18 protein-coding genes are annotated in these 23,147 nt (G+C 70.9%); 10 read left to right on the forward strand and 8 right to left on the reverse strand.

All coding sequences use genetic code 11. From position 1 onward, the window contains the following. Positions 1-10: 10 nt before the first annotated feature. From PZE19_RS23780 to PZE19_RS23795, 4 genes are all read right to left on the reverse strand, one after another. Complete coding sequence (locus PZE19_RS23780) at positions 11-1,723, reverse strand: ATP-binding protein (RefSeq protein WP_277863093.1); 1,713 nt, start codon at positions 1,721-1,723, stop codon at positions 11-13. Positions 1,724-1,832: 109 nt separating this feature from the next. Further along, positions 1,833-2,945, reverse strand: a complete 1,113-nt coding sequence (locus tag PZE19_RS23785; protein WP_277863094.1) for an MlaD family protein — start codon at positions 2,943-2,945, stop codon at positions 1,833-1,835. A 223-nt stretch (positions 2,946-3,168) separates the two neighbouring features. Further along, complete coding sequence (locus PZE19_RS23790; protein ID WP_277863095.1) at positions 3,169-4,689, reverse strand: RNA polymerase sigma factor; 1,521 nt, start codon at positions 4,687-4,689, stop codon at positions 3,169-3,171. A gap of 187 nt (positions 4,690-4,876) precedes the next feature. After that, complete coding sequence (locus PZE19_RS23795; RefSeq protein WP_277863096.1) at positions 4,877-5,497, reverse strand: hypothetical protein; 621 nt, start codon at positions 5,495-5,497, stop codon at positions 4,877-4,879. A 292-nt stretch (positions 5,498-5,789) separates the two neighbouring features. On the opposite strand from PZE19_RS23795, the gene PZE19_RS23800 reads away from it, so the two are divergent. From PZE19_RS23800 to PZE19_RS23820, 5 genes are all read left to right on the forward strand, one after another. Further along, the gene (locus tag PZE19_RS23800; RefSeq protein ID WP_277863097.1) at positions 5,790-7,748 is read left to right on the forward strand and encodes an Nramp family divalent metal transporter; all 1,959 of its coding nucleotides are present in this window, start codon (positions 5,790-5,792) and stop codon (positions 7,746-7,748) included. 299 nt (positions 7,749-8,047) lie between these two features. Next, a complete protein-coding gene (locus PZE19_RS23805) occupies positions 8,048-8,488 on the forward strand; it encodes a hypothetical protein (RefSeq protein WP_277863098.1) in 441 nt (146 codons plus the stop codon). Positions 8,489-8,703: 215 nt separating this feature from the next. Next, complete coding sequence (locus PZE19_RS23810) at positions 8,704-9,027, forward strand: TMEM14 family protein (RefSeq protein ID WP_277863099.1); 324 nt, start codon at positions 8,704-8,706, stop codon at positions 9,025-9,027. A gap of 129 nt (positions 9,028-9,156) precedes the next feature. After that, positions 9,157-11,052 (forward strand): DUF1549 domain-containing protein, encoded by a 1,896-nt coding sequence (locus PZE19_RS23815; protein ID WP_277863100.1) that lies wholly within the window; start codon positions 9,157-9,159, stop codon positions 11,050-11,052. 35 nt (positions 11,053-11,087) lie between these two features. Next, on the forward strand, positions 11,088-12,395 hold the full coding sequence (locus tag PZE19_RS23820) for a DUF1501 domain-containing protein (RefSeq protein ID WP_277863101.1): 1,308 nt from the start codon (positions 11,088-11,090) through the stop codon (positions 12,393-12,395). Positions 12,396-12,411: 16 nt separating this feature from the next. On the opposite strand, the gene PZE19_RS23825 is transcribed toward PZE19_RS23820, so the two are convergent. Next, positions 12,412-14,268: a hypothetical protein gene (locus tag PZE19_RS23825; protein WP_277863102.1), complete on the reverse strand. Its 1,857-nt coding sequence runs from the start codon at positions 14,266-14,268 to the stop codon at positions 12,412-12,414. 102 nt (positions 14,269-14,370) lie between these two features. Continuing rightward, the gene (locus PZE19_RS23830; protein ID WP_277863103.1) at positions 14,371-18,108 is read right to left on the reverse strand and encodes a PVC-type heme-binding CxxCH protein; all 3,738 of its coding nucleotides are present in this window, start codon (positions 18,106-18,108) and stop codon (positions 14,371-14,373) included. A gap of 199 nt (positions 18,109-18,307) precedes the next feature. On the opposite strand from PZE19_RS23830, the gene PZE19_RS23835 reads away from it, so the two are divergent. Together PZE19_RS23835 and PZE19_RS23840 are read left to right on the forward strand one after the other, a co-directional pair. Continuing rightward, complete coding sequence (locus PZE19_RS23835; RefSeq protein WP_277863104.1) at positions 18,308-19,150, forward strand: GNAT family N-acetyltransferase; 843 nt, start codon at positions 18,308-18,310, stop codon at positions 19,148-19,150. Between the two features lie 26 nt (positions 19,151-19,176). Then, positions 19,177-19,854 (forward strand): GNAT family N-acetyltransferase, encoded by a 678-nt coding sequence (locus tag PZE19_RS23840; RefSeq protein ID WP_277863105.1) that lies wholly within the window; start codon positions 19,177-19,179, stop codon positions 19,852-19,854. A 15-nt stretch (positions 19,855-19,869) separates the two neighbouring features. Here the strand turns inward: PZE19_RS23840 and PZE19_RS23845 are convergent, their stop codons facing one another. Beyond that, positions 19,870-20,475: a DUF5658 family protein gene (locus tag PZE19_RS23845; protein ID WP_277863106.1), complete on the reverse strand. Its 606-nt coding sequence runs from the start codon at positions 20,473-20,475 to the stop codon at positions 19,870-19,872. A gap of 151 nt (positions 20,476-20,626) precedes the next feature. On the opposite strand from PZE19_RS23845, the gene PZE19_RS23850 reads away from it, so the two are divergent. The 3 genes from PZE19_RS23850 to PZE19_RS23860 all read left to right on the forward strand — a co-directional run bounded on the left by PZE19_RS23850 (position 20,627) and on the right by PZE19_RS23860 (position 22,435). Continuing rightward, on the forward strand, positions 20,627-21,100 hold the full coding sequence (locus PZE19_RS23850) for a MarR family winged helix-turn-helix transcriptional regulator (protein WP_277863107.1): 474 nt from the start codon (positions 20,627-20,629) through the stop codon (positions 21,098-21,100). A gap of 67 nt (positions 21,101-21,167) precedes the next feature. Continuing rightward, positions 21,168-21,866, forward strand: coding sequence for a pirin family protein (locus PZE19_RS23855; protein ID WP_277863108.1), 699 nt, complete (start codon positions 21,168-21,170; stop codon positions 21,864-21,866). 119 nt (positions 21,867-21,985) lie between these two features. Beyond that, positions 21,986-22,435 (forward strand): DoxX family protein, encoded by a 450-nt coding sequence (locus PZE19_RS23860; protein ID WP_277863109.1) that lies wholly within the window; start codon positions 21,986-21,988, stop codon positions 22,433-22,435. A 22-nt stretch (positions 22,436-22,457) separates the two neighbouring features. Here PZE19_RS23860 and PZE19_RS23865 read toward each other — a convergent pair whose 3' ends face one another. Then, on the reverse strand, positions 22,458-23,135 hold the full coding sequence (locus tag PZE19_RS23865; protein ID WP_277863110.1) for a hypothetical protein: 678 nt from the start codon (positions 23,133-23,135) through the stop codon (positions 22,458-22,460). Positions 23,136-23,147: the final 12 nt, after the last annotated feature.

The following is a 23,147-nucleotide window of genomic DNA, read 5'->3' on the forward strand; positions in this document are numbered from 1 at the left end:
CGTCGGGCTCTCACTCGGGGGCGCTTTCGGGTGCCTCGTCGACCGCGTCTTCCTTGGCCTCGGGGCGGCGGAGGGCGGGGAGTTCGAGGGTGAAGGTCGAGCCCTGGCCCAGGCGGGAGGCGACCTGGATGGTGCCGCCGTGCTCGCGGACGATCTTCTGCGAGACCGGCAGGCCGAGGCCGGTCCCGCGCGAGCCCTTGCTGCTGGCGAAGATCTGGAAGATGCCCGGGACGTCGGCCTCCTCCATTCCCCGGCCGTTGTCCTCGACGCGGATCCGGACGAGGCCGGCCTCGGCGTCGTGGACGATCGAGACGCCGACGCGCGCCTGGGCGGCCCCCTCGGCGGCGTCGATCGCGTTCGTCACCACGTTCAGCACGGCCCGGTGGATCCCATCGGGGTCGACCCAGATCTTGGGCAGGCCCTCGCAGGGGGCCCAGTCGAGGCCGACCTCGAACTCCGCGGCGCGGGACTGCATCAGCTCGACGACGTCGCCGACGGTCTCGTTCAGGTCGGTCGGTTCGAGGGCCGGCTCGCGGTCCTTGGAGAACGAGAGCATGTCCATGACGAGGTTGTAGATCTTCGTCTGGTTCTTCTCGACGATCGTCCAACCCCGGCGGACGATCGACTCGTCCTTCTCGTTCAGGCCCAGGTCGATCAGGTAGCTGCCGCCCCGGACGCCTTGCAGGATGTTCTTGATGTGGTGCGAGAGCGTGGCGATCGTCTGGCCGACGGCCGCCAGCCGCTCGGCCTGGATCTTGTCGTTGTAGAACGTGGTGTTCTCGATCGCCAGGCCCGCCTGGTGGCCGATCGCCACCATGAGCATCAGGTGGTCCTGCGAGAACTTGCCCTGCCGCCCCGGCTTGCCGATGGGGATCAGCGCCGAGCCGTCGGCCTGGATGTCCGCGTAGAGGACGCCCAGCGTGGTGTGCCGGCCCTGGACGGGGACGCAGATGGCCTCGCGGATGCGCAGGTCCATGATCGACTCGGCGGGGCCGAACCGGGTGTCGCCGGGGGCGTCGGTGGTGATGACCCCCTGCCCCTGTTCAAGCACGTAGTCGGTGATCGTGCTGGAGATCGTCATCCGCTCGTCGGCGCCGACCGGCATCCGCCAGCGGACGGCCTTGGGCGTCAGCGTCCCGGCCTCGTCGCGGAGCAGGATCGCGCCGCGGTCGGCCCCGATCGACTCGAAGACCAGCTCAAGCACCTGGGGCAGGAGCGAGTCGACGTCGAGGATGTGGCTGACGGCCTGGGTGGCCCGATACATGACCGAGAGGCTCATCAGCCGCTCGCGCAGCCAGCCGGCCGCGCCGTCGGGCTGCTGGAGGACGCGCGAGCCCTCGTCCGAGGGGATGCTCCGGAGGATGGCCGAGCGGTCCTCGGGGCTGCTCTTGCTCAGCAGGTCGACCCGCGCGGTGAGGTCGCGGCGGCCGCCCAGGGGGCCCTCGTTGTAGAGCATCACCGTCTGGCCGAGCTGGAGTCGGTCGCCGGTGCGCAGGGGGGCCTGGTCGATGAGGTGGCCGTTGACGAACGTCCCGTTGGCCGAGCCCAGGTCGACGACCCGGAAGAGGTCCTCGTCCAGGCGGATCTCGGCGTGCCGGCGCGAGACTTCGGTGTCGTGGAGCCGGATGGCGTTCGAGTTGTCGCGTCCCAGGGCCACGGGGCTCGACTGGAACTCGAATCGCTTGCCCTGGTCGGCCCCTTGGATGACGAACAAGGAGGCCACGGGGATCGATCTCCTCGGCGCGCGGGGGGAGGCACTCGGGACGTCCGGAGTTACGTCACCCTAACGCATGGCGCGCGCGTCGTCAACCGACCGCGACGCCCGCCGGGGCTCAGGCCTGGGGCGTGAAGAGGATGATGTCGACCCGCCGCGACGGCGGCCGTTCGGAGTCGGCGAGCGGCCGGGGGTCCTGGCCGCCGAAGCCCACGGCGGCGACCTTGCGCTTGCGGAACCAGCCCGAGGAGTTGATGCCGTGCTGGTCGACCAGGTACTTGCAGACGGCGTCGGCCTGGTCCTGGGTCAGGGCCTCGGCGAGGTCGGGGTCGGCGGAGGGGTCGGTGAAGGCGGCGATGACCACCTCCGACCGCAGCCGGCCCGACGACTGGGACCACCGCGCCACCTCGTCCAGCCGCGTCTTGCCGACCGGCGTGAGCAGCGCCCGGCCGGGTTCGAACAGCTCCTCGGACGTGAGCGACCGGCTCTCGCGAAGGCTGCCGGGCCGGTAGAGGACCCGGTCGCGATCGTAATAGGCCCGCGACTCGAAGTAGCGCGAGATCGGCCAGGTCTGCTTCATGGCCATGAGGTTCTCGTCGAGCGACTCGACGGCCTTCTCGCCCCGCCTCGTCAGGGCGACGAGGTTGTCGTACACGGCGTCGTCGCGGACCAGCTTGCCGAGGCTCCCCTTGCCGTCGCGCACGTCGCCGGCGACGGCCGCGAGATGCTCCAGGCCGCTGCGGGCCTCCTTCGCCGTCTCGTCGAACTTCCTCAGCGACTCGCCCGCCTGGCGCATCAGGTCGGCGAGGTCGGTCGGCGGCTCGGAGCGGATCAGCGCCCCCTCCGTCGCCGCCGGCGCATCGGGCTCGCCCGGTTTCAGGTCGACGACGCGCGCCCCGATCATCCCCTCGAGGACGATCCGGGCCATCGTGTCCTGGCGGACCAGGCGGTGCAACGTCTCGTCGATCCGGAGGACCAGCTCCACCGGGTCGCCGGGCTTCGCCGGGGCGACGACGCCCTCGACCACGCCGGCGTCGATCCCCTGGAACCGCACCCGATGGCCGGGCTCGACGCCGACGACGCTGGCGAACCGCGCGCGGACGTGGAACGTCGGCTGCACCTGCCAGCGCCGATTCGCGACCTGGAACAGCCCGAACCCGGCGACGGCCAGCACGACCGCCGCGAATCCGACGTTCGCCAGCAACCTCCACCGCCCCATCGCCTGCGTCATCCGGCACCGCCCCTCGCCGATCGGCTTGGGAATCGCTTCGACCACCGCCGTGATATGAACTGGACAGGCTCCATGATTCGCCTCGTCCGGATTCCTGACAAGTCGAGATAACGTGACGCCGGAATCCCCGCCGGCTGCCGAGGCGAATCGTCAACGCGAAAAAGGCCCGCCCCGGCCGACCGGGAAGGGCCTTCGAGAGTCGACGGCCGGGGCGACCTCGACCTCAGGGCTTCGGCTCGCGATCCGCGCCCGGCCGATCCTTGGTCCCGATGCCGCGCGCCTCCTGGAACCGCCTCAGGCGGTCGAGCAGGCCCTTGACCTGATCGAGCACGTGCCGGTTGTGGCGGACGACGAGCGTCCGTTCCACGGGATCGGCGAAGATGCCGGGCACCGTCGCCGGATCCCTCGTCCAGGTGCCCGGGGCGATCGTGGCGATGACGAGGTCGATCACAGGCTCGAAGTCGGGCGATGCGCCGGGGCCCAGGAGGTCGCCGACGAAGAAGACCTCCTCGAATCGCTCGTGGGGGCCATGTCCCAGAGCGGCGGCCCACAGGTCGTCCCTGCGGCGCAGGCCTTGGAGCAAGGCCTCGATCCGTTCGTGGACCTCGGGTTCGTGGCGGATGATGAGGGTGATGTTCCCGCGGAACGGTTTGATCGAACGATCCGGCCGGTCGCCTGCCTGCCAGGTCGACGGGGCGATCGTCGAGGTGATCAGGTCCACCACGGTCGCGAAATCGATATCCGGCAGGCCATCCACAGAGGGTGCGCCGGGCCTGGCCACGACGAGGTCGCCGACATAGTAGGACTTGGTCATCGAACCGCCGTCCTTGCCGGGGTCGATCACCCTCGACGTCGGCTCCTCCCTCGGAATCGTCATGTCGCCGGTCGGGGGATGCCCATCCTGGGTGTAGGCCATCACGGCGGCGCCGGTCGCCAGAAATGCAGCCGCGAGGACGGTCGCCGCCGCCTTTAGTTTCGTCATCATCATTCCTCCTTGAACCTCTTTTGCCAGGGACATGACCTGCTTTGAAAGAGGGGCCGCCATCGCGGTCGGCCCCTCGCCGACGATACGTCCGGTCTTGACCAGCCACGTCGGCGCGCCGGCCATCGCCGCATCCTCGGACATGAATGCGACGAGCGAGCCGATCGAGAGCGAGACGCCCCGTCTCACCAGGCGCTGGGCGAGCAACGACCGGGCCCGCGAGAGTCGACCCGAGACCGTCCCGATCGGCCAGCCGAGCCGGCCTGCGGCCTCCTTGTGCGACCGGCCTTCCAGGTCGCAGAGGATGATCGGGATGCGGTATTTCTCGGGGAGCCGACTCAGCTCCCGATCGAGGGATTCGGCAAGTCCGATCCTTCGGTCGCCAGGACGCGCCGGGGGTTCCGGGACGTCCTGCGTCGGGGCTTCGCGGGCACGTCGCTTGGCCCGCGTCGACCTCGCCTTGAGGGCCGTCCGGTAGGCGACGCCGTAGAGCCAGTGGCCGAGTTTCTCCCGCGGAACGACCGACGCCGCCCTTCGTGCGAGGACGAGGAACGTCGCCTGGAAGGCGTCCTGGGCGTCATGGTGGTCCCTCAGGACCCTGCGGCACACGCCCCAGACCATCGGGCCGTGCCGGTCCACGATCGCCTCGAAGACGGCCCCGTCCCCGCGGGCCAGAAAACGATCGAGGAGTTCCCCATCCGAGAGCGACCCGGTCGCGCCGACGTCGAGGAGGATTTGAAGTCCGCGGACGGCTCCGTTCATCCGGCTGCTCTTCCCCCTGCGATCCCCGACCGTTCACGTCTCCCTCACCAGGGTATTACCTGATCGACCTCCATTTCATACGGATTTTATAGCGATCGACGAAATCACCGGGATCGCGAGGGCCTGACCTGGGCTCCGAGAGCCCGGCCGGCGGGGCACCGATGAAGGTTGAAACGGCTCGCCCGGCTCAGGGCGTCGGGGCGGCGTAGTCGCTCGCGGGGGCGTAGCCGTGCCAGTAGTTGGAGTAGAAGTTGCTGCCGTAGGGGCCCATGCCGTAAGCCTGGCCGTAGGCCTGGTAGCGGGCGTACGGGGAGTAGGTCGGGATGCCGGCGGGCGCGTTGTTGAGGTCGTCGAGGTTGCCGCGGGGCAGGACCCGGCGGAAGGGCGCGGGTTCGCGGTCGTAGCCCCGAGCGTAGACCTTGGCGGGCTTGCGCGCCACACGGGCCTTGAGAGCGGCCTTCGCCGCGACGGGGGCGGCCTTGGCCTTCGCGGCGTCCTTCGCCTTGGCGACGTCGACGTCCTTCGGATCGACGGCGTCGGCCTCGATCCCGAGTTGGGCGGCGTTGGTCGCGTCGATCGTGGCCGCCTCGATGGGGGTCTCCGCGGTTTCGGCCATGACCGGAACCGAGAAGTAGGTCCCGAACCGGGACTCGATGATCCCCGGATAGGGGTAGTAGAGCGAGGGCGCCTGGACGTACTGGCCGCCGAAGCCGCCGTAGGCCGGGGCCTCGCCCACGCCCTGGGCCAGGCTCGACGAGCCGGGGACGATCAAGAAGCACGCCGCCACGCCGAGCAGTGTCCGCCTCATCGATGACCACTCCTGATGCAGGCTCGAAGTCGTAGCCCGGAGCGCCGCCTCGCCCCTGGGCTCTCTCATCTTCTCTATCTTAGTGCGACCTCGCCCCGAGCGTGTGACGAAAACGATCGAGAAAAGCCAGGTCGGCGATTTTGGCCTTCCCAAACTTTGTTTTGGTCGATTTTCAACATACGCTTGCAAGTCATCGAAACATGGGCTACAAAGGGGGCGATGCCATGGGGCGTCGAGCAAAAGCCGCGCCGCATCCGCCGGGGATGGGGGCGACCTGGAAGTGAGGGCTGGCATGGCCGTGGTCGAGGACGTGGGATCGGATCGTCGTTCGCTCGAAGAGGTGCACGGTTCTGTCGACGTCCCGAGCGGCGGGGGGCGGTTCGGACGCTTCCGGCGGATGTTCTCGTTCATGGGGCCGGCGTACCTGGTCAGCGTCGGCTACATGGATCCCGGCAACTGGGCGACGGACCTGGAGGGCGGCGCGCGGTTCGGCTACGCCCTGCTCTGGGTCTTGCTGATGTCGAACGTGATGGCCCTGCTCCTCCAGACGCTCGCGGCGCGGCTGGGGGTGGTCACGCGTCACGACCTGGCCCAGGCCTGCCGCGCCGAGTACTCGCCCCGCGTCAACGCGATCCTCTGGGTCCTGGCCGAGATCGCCATCGCGGCGACCGACCTGGCCGAGATCCTGGGGACGATCATCGCGCTCAAGCTGATGTTCGGCATGCCGATGCTGCTGGGCTGCGTCATCACGGCGTTCGACACGTTCCTCCTGCTGTACCTCCAGCGCTGGGGGATGCGGAAGATGGAGGCGGTGATCCTGGCCCTGGTGGCGACGATCGGGGCCTGCTTCCTGATCCAGGTCTTCATGGCCCGTCCCGACCTGGGCGCGATGGCCGTCGGTTTGAGGCCGTCGCTCCCCCCCGGCTCGCTGGTCGTGGCGATCGGCATCCTGGGCGCCACGGTGATGCCGCACAACCTGTACCTGCACTCGGCCCTGGTGCAGACGCGGCGGATCGGGGCGGACAAACGGAGCAAGGCGACCGCCTGCCGCTTCTACCTGATCGATTCGACGGTCGCCCTCAACGCGGCCTTCTTCGTCAACTCGGCGATCCTGGTGCTGAGCGCGGCGGTCTTCCACGCCCACGGCAACGAGGTCGCGACCATTGAGGAAGCGTATGAGTTGCTCCCCGGCTTCCTCGGGGCCGCGGCGCCGATCCTGTTCGGCGTGGCCCTTCTGTGCGCCGGGCAGAGCTCGACGCTGACCGGGACGCTCGCCGGCCAGATCGTGATGGAGGGCTACCTGCACCTGCGGATCGCCCCCTGGCTGCGACGGCTGATCACCCGGCTGATCGCCCTGATCCCGGCGGTCGTGGTGATCGCCTTGGCGGGCGAACGGTCGACGCAGAGCCTGCTCGTCCTCAGCCAGGTGGTCCTGAGCCTTCAGCTGTCGTTCGCGGTGATCCCGCTGATCCACTTCACGTCCAACCGGCGCAACATGGGCCCGTTCGCGACCCCCTGGTGGGGGCAGATCCTGGCCTGGGCCATCGCGGCCGTGATCGTGGGGCTCAACGGCTACCTCGTGTTCGACCAGGTGCTGGAATGGACCGCGGCGGCCGCGGCGTCGGGGATCCGGCTGGGCCCGATCCCGCTGGCCTGGCCGGTGGCGGGCGTGCTGTGGGGCGTGACCGCGGGCGTCGCGACGCTGCTGGGATGGGTCCTGATCAAGCCGATCGTCCGCCCCTCGCCCGCGTGGTCGCTCCCGACCCGGACGGAGATGGACTGGGAAGAGGCGCTCCGGCCCCGGCCGATGGGCCGGATCGGCGTGGCCCTCGAGCATACCTCGGCCGACGTCGAGATCCTCAACCGGGCGATCAGCCTGGTGCAGGGCCAGGGCGGCCAGGGGGAGCTGGTGCTCCTGCACGTGGTCGACTCCCCCGTGTCGGTGCTCCACGGGCCCGAGACGGCCGACCTGGAGACCAGCGCCGACGCCGACTACCTGGACGGCCTGGTCCGGGCCCTGACCGATCAGGGCTATCGCGCCTCCCCCTCCCTGCTCCACGGGCCCAACCCGGCGCGGACCCTAGTCGAGCACCTGCGCGAGCGGCCGGTCGACATCCTGGTCGTCGGCTCGCACGGCCACGGCTGGGTCCGGGACCTGCTCTACGGCGAGACCGTGGACCGCGTGCGGCACAGCCTGGACGTCCCCATGCTGATCGCCCGCCCCGGCCCCCAGGCGGGTCCCGACGCCTGAGCCCGCGTCAAGCCGCCGCGGGGCATTTCGGGGGAAATGGCCGGAATCATTGGGCTTGACCCGGCGATCCGGCCGATTCCTTAACCGAGTAAGAAGCCCGACGGCCGAGACGCGAGGCCCGCGGATCGGTCAGTCGAGAGCGGATCGGGTCGCGGGTCGCCCGCGTCATCGCATCCGGCCGTCGGGCTTTTTAGAAATACGACTCCCCGCGGCGGCCCTCCTCCCCCTACCCGGGGGTCGAAGGAATGGAGGGCCCGCCGAAGACGCCAAGGAGGGTGGAAGCTATGGGGTTGCCCGGCATGAGTTCGCCGCGAGGAGCCACGCGCCGACGGGCGGCGCTCTGGTCGGCGCTGGCGATGGGTTTCGTCTTGCCGACGGTCGGCTGTCAGGTCGAATACGCCGGCATGACCTTGCCCTCCGGCAAGTATATGCACGACGACGTCCAGTACTTCGCGAAGGGTCCCGAGTTCCCCTGGGCCAACACCCAGGCGGCCACCCAGCGGGCCCGGATGCGGGCCATGGGCATGGACGTGCCCGGCAGCACCGAGCCGATCACGACGCAGCGCTCCGCCCCGGGGACCACCCCGGGCATCCAGCGCGGGTTCGGCAACCCGACCGACGTCAACGCCAGCCCGCTGGAAGACATCCCGCAGCCGCCGAATCCCGGCGTCGGCCCCGGCCCCGACCCGGATCCGGTCCCGGCCATGGATGAGGCCAATCCTCAGCGCAATCGTCCCTGACCCGGACGGACCTCCATCCGCCCCCACGAGGGCGGCCCCTCCGACGATCGCGGCTTCACGGCCCGCGATCGGCGGGGGAGCCGCCCTTCGTCCGTTTCCGGCCCTCCCCGTTGACGCGGCCCCGCCGCCCCCCTAGCCTGCACTCCAGGCCCGGATCCGGCCCCGGCCTTGAGGCCGCGACGAACCATCATCTCCTTGATCGAGGCCCGGCCCCCATGTTCAGCTTCCTCTTCGCCCGGATCCTCCTGGGGTTGTACGCCCTCCTCCTCGGCGTGGGCGGATACGTCGGCTACAAGAAGGCCGGCAGCAAGCCGTCGCTCTACGCCGGGGTCGGCAGCGCGGCGTTGTGCCTGCTCGCGCTCCTGTTCTCGTTCCTCCACGCGGAACGCGGACTCCAGGCGGGCGCCGCCGTCGCCCTTGCGTTGACCATCTTCTTCAACTTCCGGTTCGTGGCCGGGACCCGCAAGCTCATGCCCGCCGGCATGCTCGCCATCATCAGCCTCCTGGTCTTCACCGGCCTCCTGCTCTCGGTCATCTGAGCGAACGCGCCCCGCCGCGGTGAAATTTCCCCACCAGGCGACACCTCGGCTCGATCCGGGTGTTGAATGGACAGCGAAGGACGCGCGTCGGGCGCGTCGATCGTCGAGATGCAGCGGGGAGCGGCCGTCATGCGCGAGGGAACCGTCGAAGTTCGCCGAGGCTCCGGGTGGTTGGCGTTCGCGGCGGCGGGCTGGCTCGGCCTCGCCCCCGGCGCCCACGCCCAGGCACCTCCCAGGCCCGCCCCCCCCTCGGCCGAGATGTCCCTCGACGCCGACGGGGCCCGCGAGGTCATGCGGGCCGTCCAGGAGCTGCGCCAGGCCAACCTCAAGAAGAACGGCAAGCCGAAGGCCGTCGAGCCGCCGAAGCGCCCCGAGCGGAAGGTCGTCGCGCCCACGATCACGACCGCGGAGATCGACGCCCTGGTCGCCGCCCGCCTGGCCAAGTCGAGCCCGGGCGTCGAGCCCGCCCCCGCGACCACCGACGTCGAGTTCGTCCGCCGCATCCACCTCGACGTGGCCGGCGTGCCGCCGACCCCCGCCCAGGTCCGCGATTTCGTCGTCGACAAGTCGCCGGACAAGCGGGCGAGGCTGATCGACGAGCTGCTGAAGTCGCCCGAGTACGCCCGCAACTGGTCGCGCTACTGGCGCGAGGTCGTCCAGTTCCACGCCTCGAACCCCGCCGCCGCCCAGGTCCGCTACGACCTGCTGGAGACCTGGCTGGCCGAGCAGTTCGAGCGCAACCGCCCCTGGGACGAGATCGCCTCGGGCCTGATCCGGGGGACCGGCCGCACCGACGAGAACGGCGCCGCCAACTTCAGCGCGGCGCACGCGGCCTCGGCCGTGCAGACGGCCGGCGAGGCCTCGCGGGTCTTCCTCGGCGTCCAGATCCAGTGCGCGGAGTGCCACGACCACAAGACGGATTCGTGGAAGCGCGAGCAGTTCCACGAGTTCGCCGCCTTCTTCGCCGGCGGCCGGGTGCAGCGGGTGGTGAAGGCGTCGCCCGGCGTTCGGGCCGCGTTCGCCGTCCAGGAGACCCCTCGCGCCCGCTACGCCATGCCCGACCTGGCCGACCCGGCCAAGACGACCCCGGTCAAGCCCCGGTTCTTCCTGGCGGCGTCGAAGTCCGAGAGCGTCCCCGACGGCCTCACGCCGGCCCAGCTCCGCGAGCTGATCGCGTCGTACATCACCGGCCAGGACGACCCCTGGTTCGCCCGCGCCTACGTCAACCGGGTCTGGACGGTCCTGATGGGCGAGGGCTTCTACGACGCCGTCGACGACATCGGCCCCGAACGGGCCGCGAAGGGCGAGGAGATCCTCTTCCCCCTGGCCGACCAGTGGCGCGCCGGCGGTTACGACGTGCAGTGGCTCTTCCGGACGATCCTCAACACCCGCGCCTACCAGCGGCGGGCGCGGTCGACCTCGTCGCCCGCCGGCGCGACCCGGCTGGCGGCCGTGTGCCCCAGCCGCCTCCGCGCCGACCAGATCTTCGAGTCGCTGGCCGTCGCCCTCGACCTGCCGACCGAGTCGGCAACGCCCCCCGACGGCTCGCCGAAGCAGCCCGACGGCAAGCCGTTGACCCCGATCCAGGCCTCCGCGGGGGCGCCCAAGAATCCCAAGAAGGCGATCGAGGCGGCCGGCCTGGCCGGCGCGGCCGGCGGCAAGAAGGGGGGCCGCGCGACGAGCCTCCGCCAGCCGTTCGACAAGCTCTTCGGCGTCGACCCCTCGACGCAGCCCGACGAGGTCCTCGGCACCATCCCCCAGGCCCTCTTCCTGATGAACGGGCCGATCGTGCACAACCGCACTCAGGCCCGCCCCGGGACGCCCCTGGGAGCGATCCTGGCCCGCTCGGCCGGCGATCGCGAGGCGCTCGACGCGATCTACGTACGCGTCCTCTCCCGCCGCCCGACCCCCCGGGAGGTCGAGGTCTGCGGCGAGTACCTGGCGAAGGCCGACGACCGCAAGGAGGCCTTCGAGGACGTCTACTGGAGCCTCGTGAACTCGACCGAGTTCCTCTCGCGACGCTGACCAACCCGGCCCCCATCCGAATGGAGCAGACCTTGATGCGGACCGAATCGAACATCGTCCAGGTGGCCATGAACCGTCACGGCGTCGCCGGCCGTCGCGGCTTCCTCCGGGCCGTCGGCCTGGGCGCGGCGGGGCTCGCCGCGGGGGGCGTCGCGCCCCTGGGCCTGACCGACCTGCTGACCCTGCGGGCCGACGAGCTGCGCAAGCGGCAGACGGCCTGCATCCTGCTCTGGATGGCCGGCGGGCCCAGCCAGCTCGAGACCTTCGACCCCAAGCCCGAGGCCGCCAACGGCGGCGGAACCAAGGCGATCGAGACTGCCGCGCCGGGCATCTCGATCGCCCAGGGCTGGGAGAAGACCGCCGGCGTCATGAAGGACGTCGCCCTGATCCGGTCGATGACCAACAAGGAAGGCAACCACCAGCGGGCCGACTACCAACTCCACACCGGCTACACCCCGACGGCCACGCTCAAGCACCCGAACATCGGCTCCATCGCCGCCGCCGAGCTGGGCGATTCCGGCTTCGACCTGCCGCACATGGTCGCCATCGGCGGCCCGACCGCCGGGGCCGGCTTCCTCGGCGCCTCGTACGAGCCCTTCGTCGTCCCCAACGTCCAGAAGCCGCCCGACAACGCCCAGGCCCGCGTCCCGGTCGACCGCTTTCAGCGCCGGCTGGGCCTGTTGAACCGGCTGGAGAAGGCCGGCTTCGAGCAGGCCGGCGGCGCCGACCGCGTCCGCGACCATCGCGCCCTCTACAGCCAGACGTCGAAGATGGTCCTCTCGCCCCGGATGAAGGCGTTCGACCTCGACCAGGAGGCCGCCCCGATCCGCGACGCCTACGGCCGCACGCCCTTCGGCCAGGGCTGCCTGCTCGCCCGTCGGCTCGTCGAGGCGGGCGTCACCTTCGTCGAGGTCCGCTGCGGCGGCTGGGACACGCACACCGAGAACAACCAGCGCGTCGCCGCCCTCGCCGGCCAGGTCGACCCGGCCTTCGCCACGCTGATCAACGACCTCAAGAGCCGCGGGATGCTCGACCGCACGCTGGTGGTCTGGATGGGCGAGTTCGGCCGCACGCCCAAGGTCAACCCGAACGCCGGCCGCGACCACTTCCCGCGCGTCTTCAACGTCGCCCTGGCCGGAGGCGGCGTGAAAGGCGGCCAGGTGATCGGCGGCTCCAGCGGCGACGGGACCGAGGTCAAGGACCGCCCCGTGACCGTGCCCGACCTGATGTCCTCCATCTGCCGCTCGCTCGGAGTCGACGCCGCCAAGGAGAACCAGACGTCCATCGGCCGACCCATGAAGATCGTCGACGGCGGCAAGGCGGTCGGCGAGCTCTTCGGCTGACCGCTCCGAACGGGAGTCACGACGCGGCCCCGGCCGGCGCGTCCTCACGGGGGCGAGCCGGCCGGCCGACGAGCGCGTCGAACGCGAGCGTCAGCGTCCCTGCGAAGAGGACGGCCTCGACCAGCAGCGCGGTCGTCCCGCCGAGGCACGCGAGGCCGATCGTCCGCGCGCCGATCCAGGGCCGGAGGATCGGCTCGTCGAACGGCGGGAACGGTCCCGAGCGGGCCGCGGCCTGGACGTCTTCATAAGTGAAGAGAGATGCCCCGGCGAGGAGCATGGGGACGAGGGTCAACAGCGTCGACACGCCGAAGAAGGCCGCGAGGGACCGGGCCCACATGGCCGGATTGAGGGGCCATTTCGACTCCTCCGCTCGAAGGCCCGCGGAGACGCCGAGCATCCCGTACAGCGGTCCCGAAACGCCCATCCAGAAGAGCGCGGCGGCCAACCCCAGGGGGTGGACCGCGCCGGCGGCGAGCCCGACCGTCCACAGCCCCAGCAGCACGGCCGCCGTCGAGCGAGCCTTCCAAAGCGCCCCCAGGACCTTGCCTCGGATGATGTCTCGGCCCGAGAGCGGCGTCGCGAGCAGGCCGGTCCAGGTGTCGCGTCGACGCTCGCGGGCCACGCCCTCGACTCCGAACCCGAAGATCGAGATGGCGAAACCGAGGGCGACCAGCGCCGTGAACTGCCGGAGCGCGAGGTTGAACTCCAGCCGCGCCCGCCCCGGCGCCGGAACGACGGCCGTCCCCACGACCAACCGCTCGGCGATCACCCGGGGCAGCGGATTCATTTCCGGCATCCGGTACGCCTCGGCCGAAGGCCCGTAGCCGCGATCGGCCAACTCCCTGAAAGCGGGCCCGGCGAACCACCAGGTGCAGACGACGATCGCGCCGATCCCCGCGAACTGGACCCCTCGACTCGCGGCGCGGCCCGCCCGGGTCTCCGTCGGCTGGCCGAAAGCCTCGTTCCAGAACACCGGGTCGTCGCCGCAGAGGCGTCGCCTCGGCCGCGATCGACTCGCCGCCCGCAGAGCCTGGAGCAGGCCGATTCGCCCTTCGAGGTCGTACAGCGCACGCGAAACCGGCCGAAGCCGCCGGATCGCCCAGGCCGTCAGCGCCCCGGCGACGACGACCTGGATCGCGGCCATGCGAGCGACCGCCTCGACGATGCCCCAGGGCCTCGGGAGGATGCCGATCCCGCTCCCCGCCGGGCCGAGCGGACCGCCGTCGAGAGCCCACAAGAGGGGCGTCAGCAGCCAGTCCGGGACGGCCGGCAGGAGGAAGCCGCGGGCCGTCAGCAAGAGCGCCGGGACGACGAACCACAGGTAGAGGAGCCCGAACGCCGACCTGGCCGCGCGACCCGCCGTGCGCGACTCCACCGAGGCCGCGACCGACATCGCCGCGACGAGCAGGGCCGTCGACGCGGAGCCCGCGAACGCCAGCAGGGCGTACCGAGGATCGACCCCGCCCAGGTAGACGATCAGGACGGACACCGGGATGGTGGCCGCCAGCGCGTTCGCGAACCGAAACAGGCCCGCCGCCATCACGCCGAGGACGATCTCCGAGCTGGACAGGCGGGTCGCGAGCAGGTCGTCCAGCGACCTCCCGTCCCGCTCCGAGGCGATCGCCCGCGCCGTGGGGAGGACGAACGCGACCGCGAAGCCGACCTGCACGACGACAAGCAGCCCGAAAGCGACGCGGCCGACCGACGAGGCCCCGGCGATCGACGTCCGGTCCCACCGGTTCCAGTCCCACAGCAGGAGGCACGCGAGCACCGCGGACCCTGTCAGGGCCGCCGCCAGGAGGCGGTCCCGGAACAACGACCCGCGGCCGATCGAGACGACGTACTCGCGCCGCAAGAACATCCCCAACGACATCGCACGCGCCTCGACGCCTTCTACGACACTTGTCGCACAAGGGGCCATTAGAGCGCCCGGGCGTCGTCGATTCAAGGGACGAAGGCGGAATTCTCGGGCGGATCAGCCGCCTGAACCGGCCGGCGGGGCGGCGGCGGGCTTCACTTCCTTGAGGGTCTCCAGGAAGGCGATCAGGTCGGCGAAGTCGGCGGGGCTGATGCCCTCGGCGAGTCCCGGGGGCATGATCGAGACGTCGCCGCGCTTGCGTTCCTCGATGCGTCCGGCCTCGACCTTGATCGTCTTGGCCTCCGAGTCCTGAAGCTCGACGGCCTCGGGCGTCTCGCTCTTGACGATCCCCGAGAGGACGCGGCCGTCGTCGAGGGCCAGGACGACCGGCTCGTAGCCGCTGGAGATCTTCGCCGAGGGGTACAAAACGGCCGTGATCAGCTCGTCCCTCGGGTACTTGGCCCCGACGCTCGAAAGCTCGGGCCCGACCGTCGCCCCGCCCGGGCCGACCGCGTGGCACTTCACGCAGGCGAGCCCCTTCAGATCGTGGAAGATCGCCTTCCCGTGGTTCGCGTCGCCGCCCCCCTTCACGGCCGCGACGCGATAGGCCTCGGGATCGAACCCGCCCGCGGCCGGCTCCTTCAGGAAGGCGTAGTCGACCGCCCCCGAGACGGCCACCGAGAAGTCCCAGGGCCCGCCGTTGTTGCCGCAGCGGACGACGATGCGGTTCGGCCCCTTCCGAAGCCTGGCGTCGAAGTGGTCGGACTCGTGGCTGTAGCTCCGGCTGTCGCCGAAGTGGTAGACCTGCTCGCCGTTCACCCAGACGGTCAAGGTGTCGTCCGAGCCGACCGTGAACTTCGCCGCGCGGTCGGACGGGCTGTCGAACTCGGCGACGCCGAAGGCCGAACGCTTGTCGCTCGATCTGTAGATCCGCGCCAGGTTGATGCGGCCCCGACGCTCGCGGGCCGCGGCCTCCCTCCAAGCGACCTTCGCACCGTCGATCGCGTCCATTTCGGCCTTGGGATCGATCGGCTGGTCGAGCGGGAACGGCGGCGGGGCGTCGATCGGGAACGGCCCGGCGAGGCTCCACGTCGCGATCGGCGCCGCCACCGAGAACGCCTCGCGGAGGTCGGGCAAGGCGGCGGCCGGCAGCTCGCGACGGCCGGCCAGCTGGTCCAGCCGCGGCGCGGCCTGGTCCTTCAACTGGGCCAGCGCGGCGGCGGCTCGCTTGCGGATCGCCGGGCTCCTGTCGCCGAGGGCGCCCAGGTAGACCGAGAGCGCCGCCGGATTGGGATGGGCGGCCAGCGCCTCGACGGCCTCGAAGCGGACGTCCTCGCGGTCGGCCGCGGCGATCAGGGCCGGGACCGACGCCGGGTCGGCCAGCGTCCCGAGCGACTCGATCGCCCGCTTGCGAACCTCCAGCGCCGGGTCGTCGAGCCGCGCGCGGATCGCGGCCAGGGCCGGCTCCGGCGCGTCGCCCTTCCTGGCGTCGAGCACCGAAGCCAGGGCCCCGACGGCCGCCTCGCGGACCGAGGGCGCGGTGTTGGCGAGCGTCTTCACCAGGGCCGAGACGGCCGCCTCGGCCTGGAACCGCCCCAGCGCCGCGACCACCCCCTTGCGGCGGTCGTCGCCCAGGGCGGGATCTTCCAGCACCTCCACCAGCACGCCCGTCGCCTGCTCGCCGCCGATCGCCTCGACCGCCTTGAGCGCCGCGTCGCGGACGACGTCGGGCCCGTTCGCGTCCCGGACGGCCGCGGCGAGAATCGGCAGCGCCTCGGCGTCGTGCAGCCCGCCCAGCGCCCGGGCCAGGGCCGCGCGGACCTCGGGATCGGGTTCTTTGGGAAGCCTCGCCCGGATGAGGGCCTTGGACGGCTGATCGTCGACCTCGGCCACGGCGTCGGCCGCCGCGATCCGGACGGGCGACGCGGGGTCGTCGAGCCGGGCGCGGAGCGAGTCGAGCACGATCGTCGTCCCCTCCCACTCGACGGTCTTCGCCGGCGGCTTGCCCTTGGCGGGCTGCGTGCCCCACCACTTGCCGTCCCAGGGCGGCGTCTCACGCGCCGCCGAGGCCAGCCGCCGCACCGCGAGGGCTCGTTCGGACGCCTCGCCCCCGCCGGCGGCGAAGCCCGCCAGCACCGTCACGGCCTCCTTGCGATAGACCCCTTCGAGGGCCAGCAATGTGCCCTCGCGAACCCGGGGATCGGGCGACTCCAGGCCCTTCGAGACCTTCTCCCAGTCGCCGATGCGGGCCAAAGCCTTGCGGGCGGAGAAGGCGAGGAAAGCGTCGGGGTCGGCCACGATCGGGATCAAGGCGGCGACGGCCGAGGGCTCGGCGATGCGCCCCAGCGCGATGATCGCCTGGAGCCGGACCGGGGCCTCGGGGTCGGCCAGCCTCTCGACGAGGGCGTCGGCCGCGACCGGGCCGAAATTGAGGCCGATCGCGCGGGCGGCCTGGGCGCGGACGTCGGCCGAGGGGTCCTTGAGGGCCGCCGCCACCGGCTCCTGGCCGCGCGGCGAGCGGGGGGCGATGTCGGCCACGGCCCAGGTCAAGTGCCGACGGGCCGTCTCGGGCGTCTCGGGCTTCGCCAGGGCGGCGGTCACGGCGTCATAGGCCGCGTCGCCGCGGCGGATCAGCTCGCGCTGGGCGCGGAGCCGTTCCGACCGAGCCGGGTGGTCGAGCGAGGCGATCAGCGAGGGCGTCGGATCGGCGTCCTTCCCGCGCGGCTTCCGCGCGATCGGCTCGCCCGCGTAGGTCACGGCGTAGACGCGGCCGAACTGGTCCTTCTTCTCGCCCCAGCCGCCCATCGACCAGTCGGCGACGTAGAGGGTCTCGCCGTCGTGCGATAGGGCCAGGTCGATCGGCCGGAAGCTCTCGACGTCGCCCGGCTGGACGAACTCGACCACGTCGGCGACCTCGAAGCTCGCCCCCTTGGGCTTGAAGCGGAAGGCCCGCACCGAGCGCTTGCCCCACTCCGACCAGAAGGCGCGGCCGCGGAAGTCCTCGGGCCAGGCGTCCTCCTCGTAGACGAGGCCCCCGCAGGGGGAGCCACCGCCGTACTCGGCCATGTGGGGGAGGATCTTGTCCTTGCGGTCGTGATAGTCGAAGGGATAGCCGTAATAGCCGCCGTCGACGTGGTGGACGACCCGCGTCCACCAGCCCAGGCCGTCATCGGTGTTGTCGTACGTGAAGAGCGTGTCGCGGGCGTCGAGGTTCGGCTCCAGGTGGTTCCGCGTGCCCGAAGAGAGGACTTCGAGCATCGTGCCGTCGGGCCGGCAGCGAACCACGCCGCCCCCCTTGAGCTGGATCGTCCGGCCGTCGGGGCCCGTCGCCTTGGGCACCCCCTTGTCGCCGACCGAGATGTACAGATAACCGTCCATGCCGACCTGAATGCCCGAGACGATGTGGTCGTTGAGCATGTTGGGGAAGCCGGGCCCCACCCCCATATCCGTGAACAACTCCTTGCGCACGTCGGCCTTGCCATCGCCGTCGGTGTCCCGAAGGATGGTCAGGTTGGGCATGTTCATGACGTAGAGCGATCCGTCGTGCCAGAGCATCCCGAAGACGGCGTTGAGCCCCTCGGCGAAGACGACGGGATCCTTGCCGGGGCGGAACACCAGGACGCGGTCGATGGGCTTGTCGGCCGGGCCCACCTGGTCCATCGGGTCCTCGCCGACGAACAGCGAGCCGTCCGGCGCGGTGGCGAGCTGACACGGATACGACACCGCCGGCACCGCCGCCACCAGCCGGATCTTGAAGCCGTCCGGTACCTTGGGCAGGTCCCCCCGCGCGGGGGCGGCGAGGGCGAGTCCGAGCAGGAGGGCGAGCGTCGTCCGCGAGGGAAATCCGGGGGGCATGGGGCGGGCGTCCTGTTCGGGCTTCGAGGACCGGGCGACACGGAGTGGCCGCGATTGTACAACCCTTGTGAAACCGCCCGCAACCTCGCGACCTCGCGGCCCGAGCGGCCCCGAGGTTTGACGAGCCCACGATTCAGACGCACCATGGAAAGGGCGAAGCGCCGGAACTCCCGGACCGGGGCGCGAGATGGGGACCTCGATGAACCGCTTTCACGTCGAACGCATGCCCCGGCCCGAACTCGACCTCGCGATCGAGGCCGCCGCGCGCGAGGGTTGGAATCCCGGGCTGCACGACGCCGAATGCTTCTGGGCCATCGACCCGACGGGGTTCTTCATGGGGGTGATGGACGGCCGGGTCGTCGGCCGCGCCTCGGCGGTCGCGTATGACGACCGTTTCGCGTTCGTCGGCCTCTACATCGTGGCCCCGGAGTTCCGCGGACTCGGCTACGGGATGGCGATCACCCAGGCCCTGATGCGCCACGTCGGGGACCGGAACGCGGGCCTGGACGGCGTGACCTCGATGGTCGAGAAATACGGCCGGCTCGGCTACCGGCCGGCGCATCGGAGCATCCGACACGTCTACACGCCTCGGCAAGCCTTGGACCCCGACGGCCGGATCGTCGACGCCGAGAGCGTGGACTTCGAGAGGCTGGCCGATTACGACGCCCGGCACTTCTCCGCGCCTCGGCCGACTTTCCTCGCGCGCTGGATCGCCCAGCCCGGCGCGACGGCCCTGGCGTTCGTCGAGGACGGCGAGATCGGCGGTTACGGCGTCATCCGACCCTGCCGGACGGGATTCAAAATCGGCCCCCTGTTCGCCGAGGACGAGCGCGCAGCCGACGCCCTGTTCGCCGCCCTCGGCAACCACGGGTTGGGCGGTCCGGTCTACCTGGACGTCCCCGAGCCGAACCGGGACGGAATGGCGCTGGCTGGGCGATACGGCATGACCCCCGAATTCGAGTGCGTCCGCATGTATCTGCGGGGAGACCCGGGCCTGCCGCTCGACCGCATCTATGGGATCACCGCGTTCGAGATCGGCTGAGGTTCATGCGAGGGGGTCGCCGGTCCATGCTGGACAACGTCATTTGGAGCGCCCTGACGACGCGGCAAACCCATCTGGCCCTGGGCGGCGAGCGGGCCAGGCGCTACCCCGCGGACATGGCCCCGTTCCTGGGGACGGTCGACGCGAGCCCGGAATCCACCGCCGCGATGGCCGAACTGATCGAGCCCGGAGAGACGCTCTACGTCGCCGGCGTCGCGCCGGATCTGCCGCCAGGCGTGACGGCCGAGCGTCTCCCGCCGATCGCGCAGATGGTCTTCGTCGGCCGCATCGCCCCCCCGGCGAGCGACGAGGGCGTCGCGGTCCTCGGGCCGGGAGACGCGCCCGACATGATCGACCTCATGGCCGAGGTCTACCCCGGGTACTTCCGGCCGAGGACGCCCGAGATGGGGATGTACCTGGGCGTCCGCCAGGGCGGCCTACTGGTCGCGATGGCCGGTCAGCGGATGTGCCTCGACGGCCATCGCGAGATCAGCGGCGTCGCCACGCGCCCGGAGGCGCGGGGGAAGGGCCACGCCAGCCGTCTCGTCGCCCTGCTCGTCGGGGCGATCCTCCGCGAGGGCCTCACGCCGTTCCTGCACGTGGACGCCGACAACGCCGTCGCGAGGTCGGCCTATGAGAACGCGGGCTTCGTCCGGCGTCGCGACGTGGAATTCTTCCGGGTCCGTCGCGACCTGGCGCCGTGACGACGGACGCGCCCCCTACTCCGCGGCGAATTCCCCGAAGGCCAGCCGCAGGCCGTGGACCACGACGACCATCGAGGCCAGGCAGCCGGTCAGGATGACGAATCGGCCCAGCCCAGGTCGGCGGCGTTCGACGACCTCGCCGACGACGACCACGAACGCGATGACCGAGAACTTGAAGACCGCCATGCCGGCGATGTTCCACCTCGCGAAGAAGAACTGCGCGACGGGGTTCGACTCGTAGAACTTGGGATGCGTCCGCATCAGGTGGTAGGTGGTCATCAGGTCGGCGACGCTCAGCAGGAGCAGGGCCGAGATCTCGGCCGCCAGCACGCTTTCGCGCCCGGCCGATTCGTGGAGGAGGCTCCGCCAGAAGCCTTTCGAACCTCGCACCACGCGAGCGGGAACGGGCGTGGGCGTGGGCGCCGCGACCGCAGGGGCGGGCGGTTCCTCGATCAGCGCGTACGGCTCGGGCGGGGGCGTCGCCGGCCGCGGGACGTCCTGGACGGCCCCGCAGTGCGGACACCGCCCCTTCACCTTCGCCACGCCCGCCGGCGCCGTGACCCCGAGGCCGCACCACGCGCAGGGGAACCGCACCGTCGCATCGGAATCGTCCGCCCGCATCCGACCCTCCCCGCCTCCCGGCGTGAGGCCGATCACACCATGCACGCCCCGGGGCCGTCCAGCGAAATCCCCGGCTAATCTTGACTCGTCGATAGTTGACACGTAAACTAATGACGTGTGACGAAAGTCGCGGTCGATGGGAGGGCGGGCGATGTCGGACGAGCTGGGGCGGAGGATCGGCAAGCGGGAGCCGTTCGGCACGCGGGAGGAGGCGGCGATGCTGAACCTCGTGCGGACGGCGGACCGGGTCCAGGGGCACGCCGGGAGGCTGCTCCGCGACCACGGCCTGACGGCCGCCCAGTACAACGTCCTGCGGATCCTGCGGGGCCTCGGCGCCCCCACGCCGATCCTGGGCATCGCCGACCGGATGCTCACCGAGACGCCCGGGATCACGGGCCTGATCGACCGCCTGGAGAAGCTCGAACTGGTCCACCGCCAGCGTTGCGACGAGGACCGGCGGATCATCTACGTCGTCATCGCCCCCAGGGCCGAGGCGATCCTGAAGGAACTCGACGGCCCGTTGAAAGAGCTGCAGTCGCGGATCTGCTCGGGCCTGACCCCGGCCGAGCTGGCCACGCTCGGCCGGCTCCTGGACAAGATCCGCGAGCCGCTCGAGGCCCCGTAGCCGCAGACTCCCCAACATACCAATTTACAGTTACAAGTTCACGTCGGTCGCAATAGGAGGTTTTGTTATGATCACGATCCGCAAGGCCGCCGACCGCGGCGGCGCCGACCACGGCTGGCTGCAGACGGCGCACACCTTTTCGTTCAACACGTATCACGACCCCCGGCAGATGGGCTTCCGCTCGCTCCGCGTCATCAACGAGGACGTGGTCCAGCCCGGCCAGGGCTTCGGGATGCACGGGCACCGCGACATGGAGATCGTCACGGTCGTCCTCTCGGGGGCGCTCGAGCACCGCGACAGCATGAACAACGCGTCGGTGCTCGGCCCCGGCGAGGTCCAGAGGATGACCGCCGGCCAGGGCGTGCGGCACAGCGAGGCCAACCCGTCGGACGAGTCTCCGGTCCACCTCTACCAGATCTGGCTGCTGCCCGAACGCCCGGGGCTGACGCCCAGCTACGAGCAGAAGGCCTTCCCGGACGCCGAGCGGCGCGACGCCTGGCGGGTGGTCGTCTCGCCCGACGGCCGCGAGGGCTCGCTGAAGATCCACCAGGACGCCTCGATCCACCTGGCGTCGCTCGACCCCGGCAAGGAGCTGAATCGGGACCTCGCGCCGGGCCGTCACGCCTGGCTGCAGGTCCTGAAGGGCTCGGTCGTCCTCAACGGCCGGCCCCTCGAAACCAGCGACGGGGCCGCCGTCAGCGGCGAATCGTCGCTCGCCCTCCGGGCCGACCAGCCCGCCGAGGTCATGCTCTTCGACCTGGCCTGAGCCGGGCTCAATTCAGGGCCGGACGAGGTCGGCGCCTCGTCCGGCGGCCCGCCCCTGCTCGGTCGTGAGCGGGTTTCCTCTTCGAGCCTCTTTTCAGTTCCTGCTATACGGAGGTCTTCATGGCTACGGCGTTTCAAGGTCTGGTCAGCGTGGCGGGTCGGGTGGCGCTTTCGACGATCTTCCTGCTGAGCGCGGTCGGCAACAAGATCCCGAATTTCAACCAGGTGTCGGACCTGCTGGGCTCGAAGGGCCTGCCCGCGCCGAAGTTCCTGCTGCTGGGCGCGATCGCCTTCCTGGTCGCCGGCAGCCTGTCGGTGATCGCGGGCTGGAAGACGCGGCTGGGCGCGCTCCTGCTATTCCTCTTCCTGCTGCCGACGACGTACCTCTTCCACGACTTCTGGAATCACCCCGGCCAGGAGGGTCAGGAGCAGATGATCCAGTTCATGAAGAACCTGTCGATGGCCGGCGCCATGCTCTTCCTGATCGCCAACGGCGGCGGGGCCTGGAGCCTCGACTCCCGGCGGTCGCAGTCGGCGAAGGCTGTGGTCCTCGAGGAAGCCGTCGTCTGAGGCGAGGCCTCGCCTCACGCGGTCATTTGCCCCGCAGCGGATCGTCCGTTCCCGTCAGTCCGATCTGGCCGGAGATGATGACGCCCAGCCGACCCGAGCCGCCGCCGCGCGGGCCTCGGGTGCTGGGCGTATACACCAACTCGACCGTCCCGGCGCCCTGGCTGGCGGTGTACTGGGCCGAGCTGGCCGGATCGACCGTCCAGGTGAACGTCGTGGGCCGGCCCGACTTGTCGAGCGCGCCCGGGACGGCCTGCAGGTCGAGCACGAGCTGCGAGCCGCTCTGGATGGCGCTCTTCGGGAGGATGAGGGAGCGGCCCACGGCCGGCTGGGTCGCGTCGGTCGGCGTGTAGTAGGCGATCTGGATGTTGCCGTGCAGGAACATCGAGCCCATGCCGCCGCCGTTCATGTAGAGCATCGTCGAGAAGCCGTCGAGCCGGGCCGGCGCGGTGAGGTAGTTCCCCTGGAAGCGGGCGGTGAATTTCTGGTAGCGAAGCGGGAAGACGGAGACGTCCACCCCCGCGAGCGCCGCGGCCGTCGACGCGTTGAAGCTCAGTCCCGACGAGCCGCCGAAGTTGAGGGCGGCCCCGCCCACGGCCGAGGGGCCGGAGAGGACCGTTCGGAGTTCGAGTCGCTCGCAACGGGGCGCGAAGCGAGGCCGGCGGCGGGGGGTGGGCGGGGGCGTGGGGCGGTCCATCGGCATGCTCGCTCCGTG

Origin of the sequence: Paludisphaera mucosa, assembly GCF_029589435.1 — a bacterium.
GTDB lineage: Bacteria > Planctomycetota > Planctomycetia > Isosphaerales > Isosphaeraceae > Paludisphaera > Paludisphaera mucosa.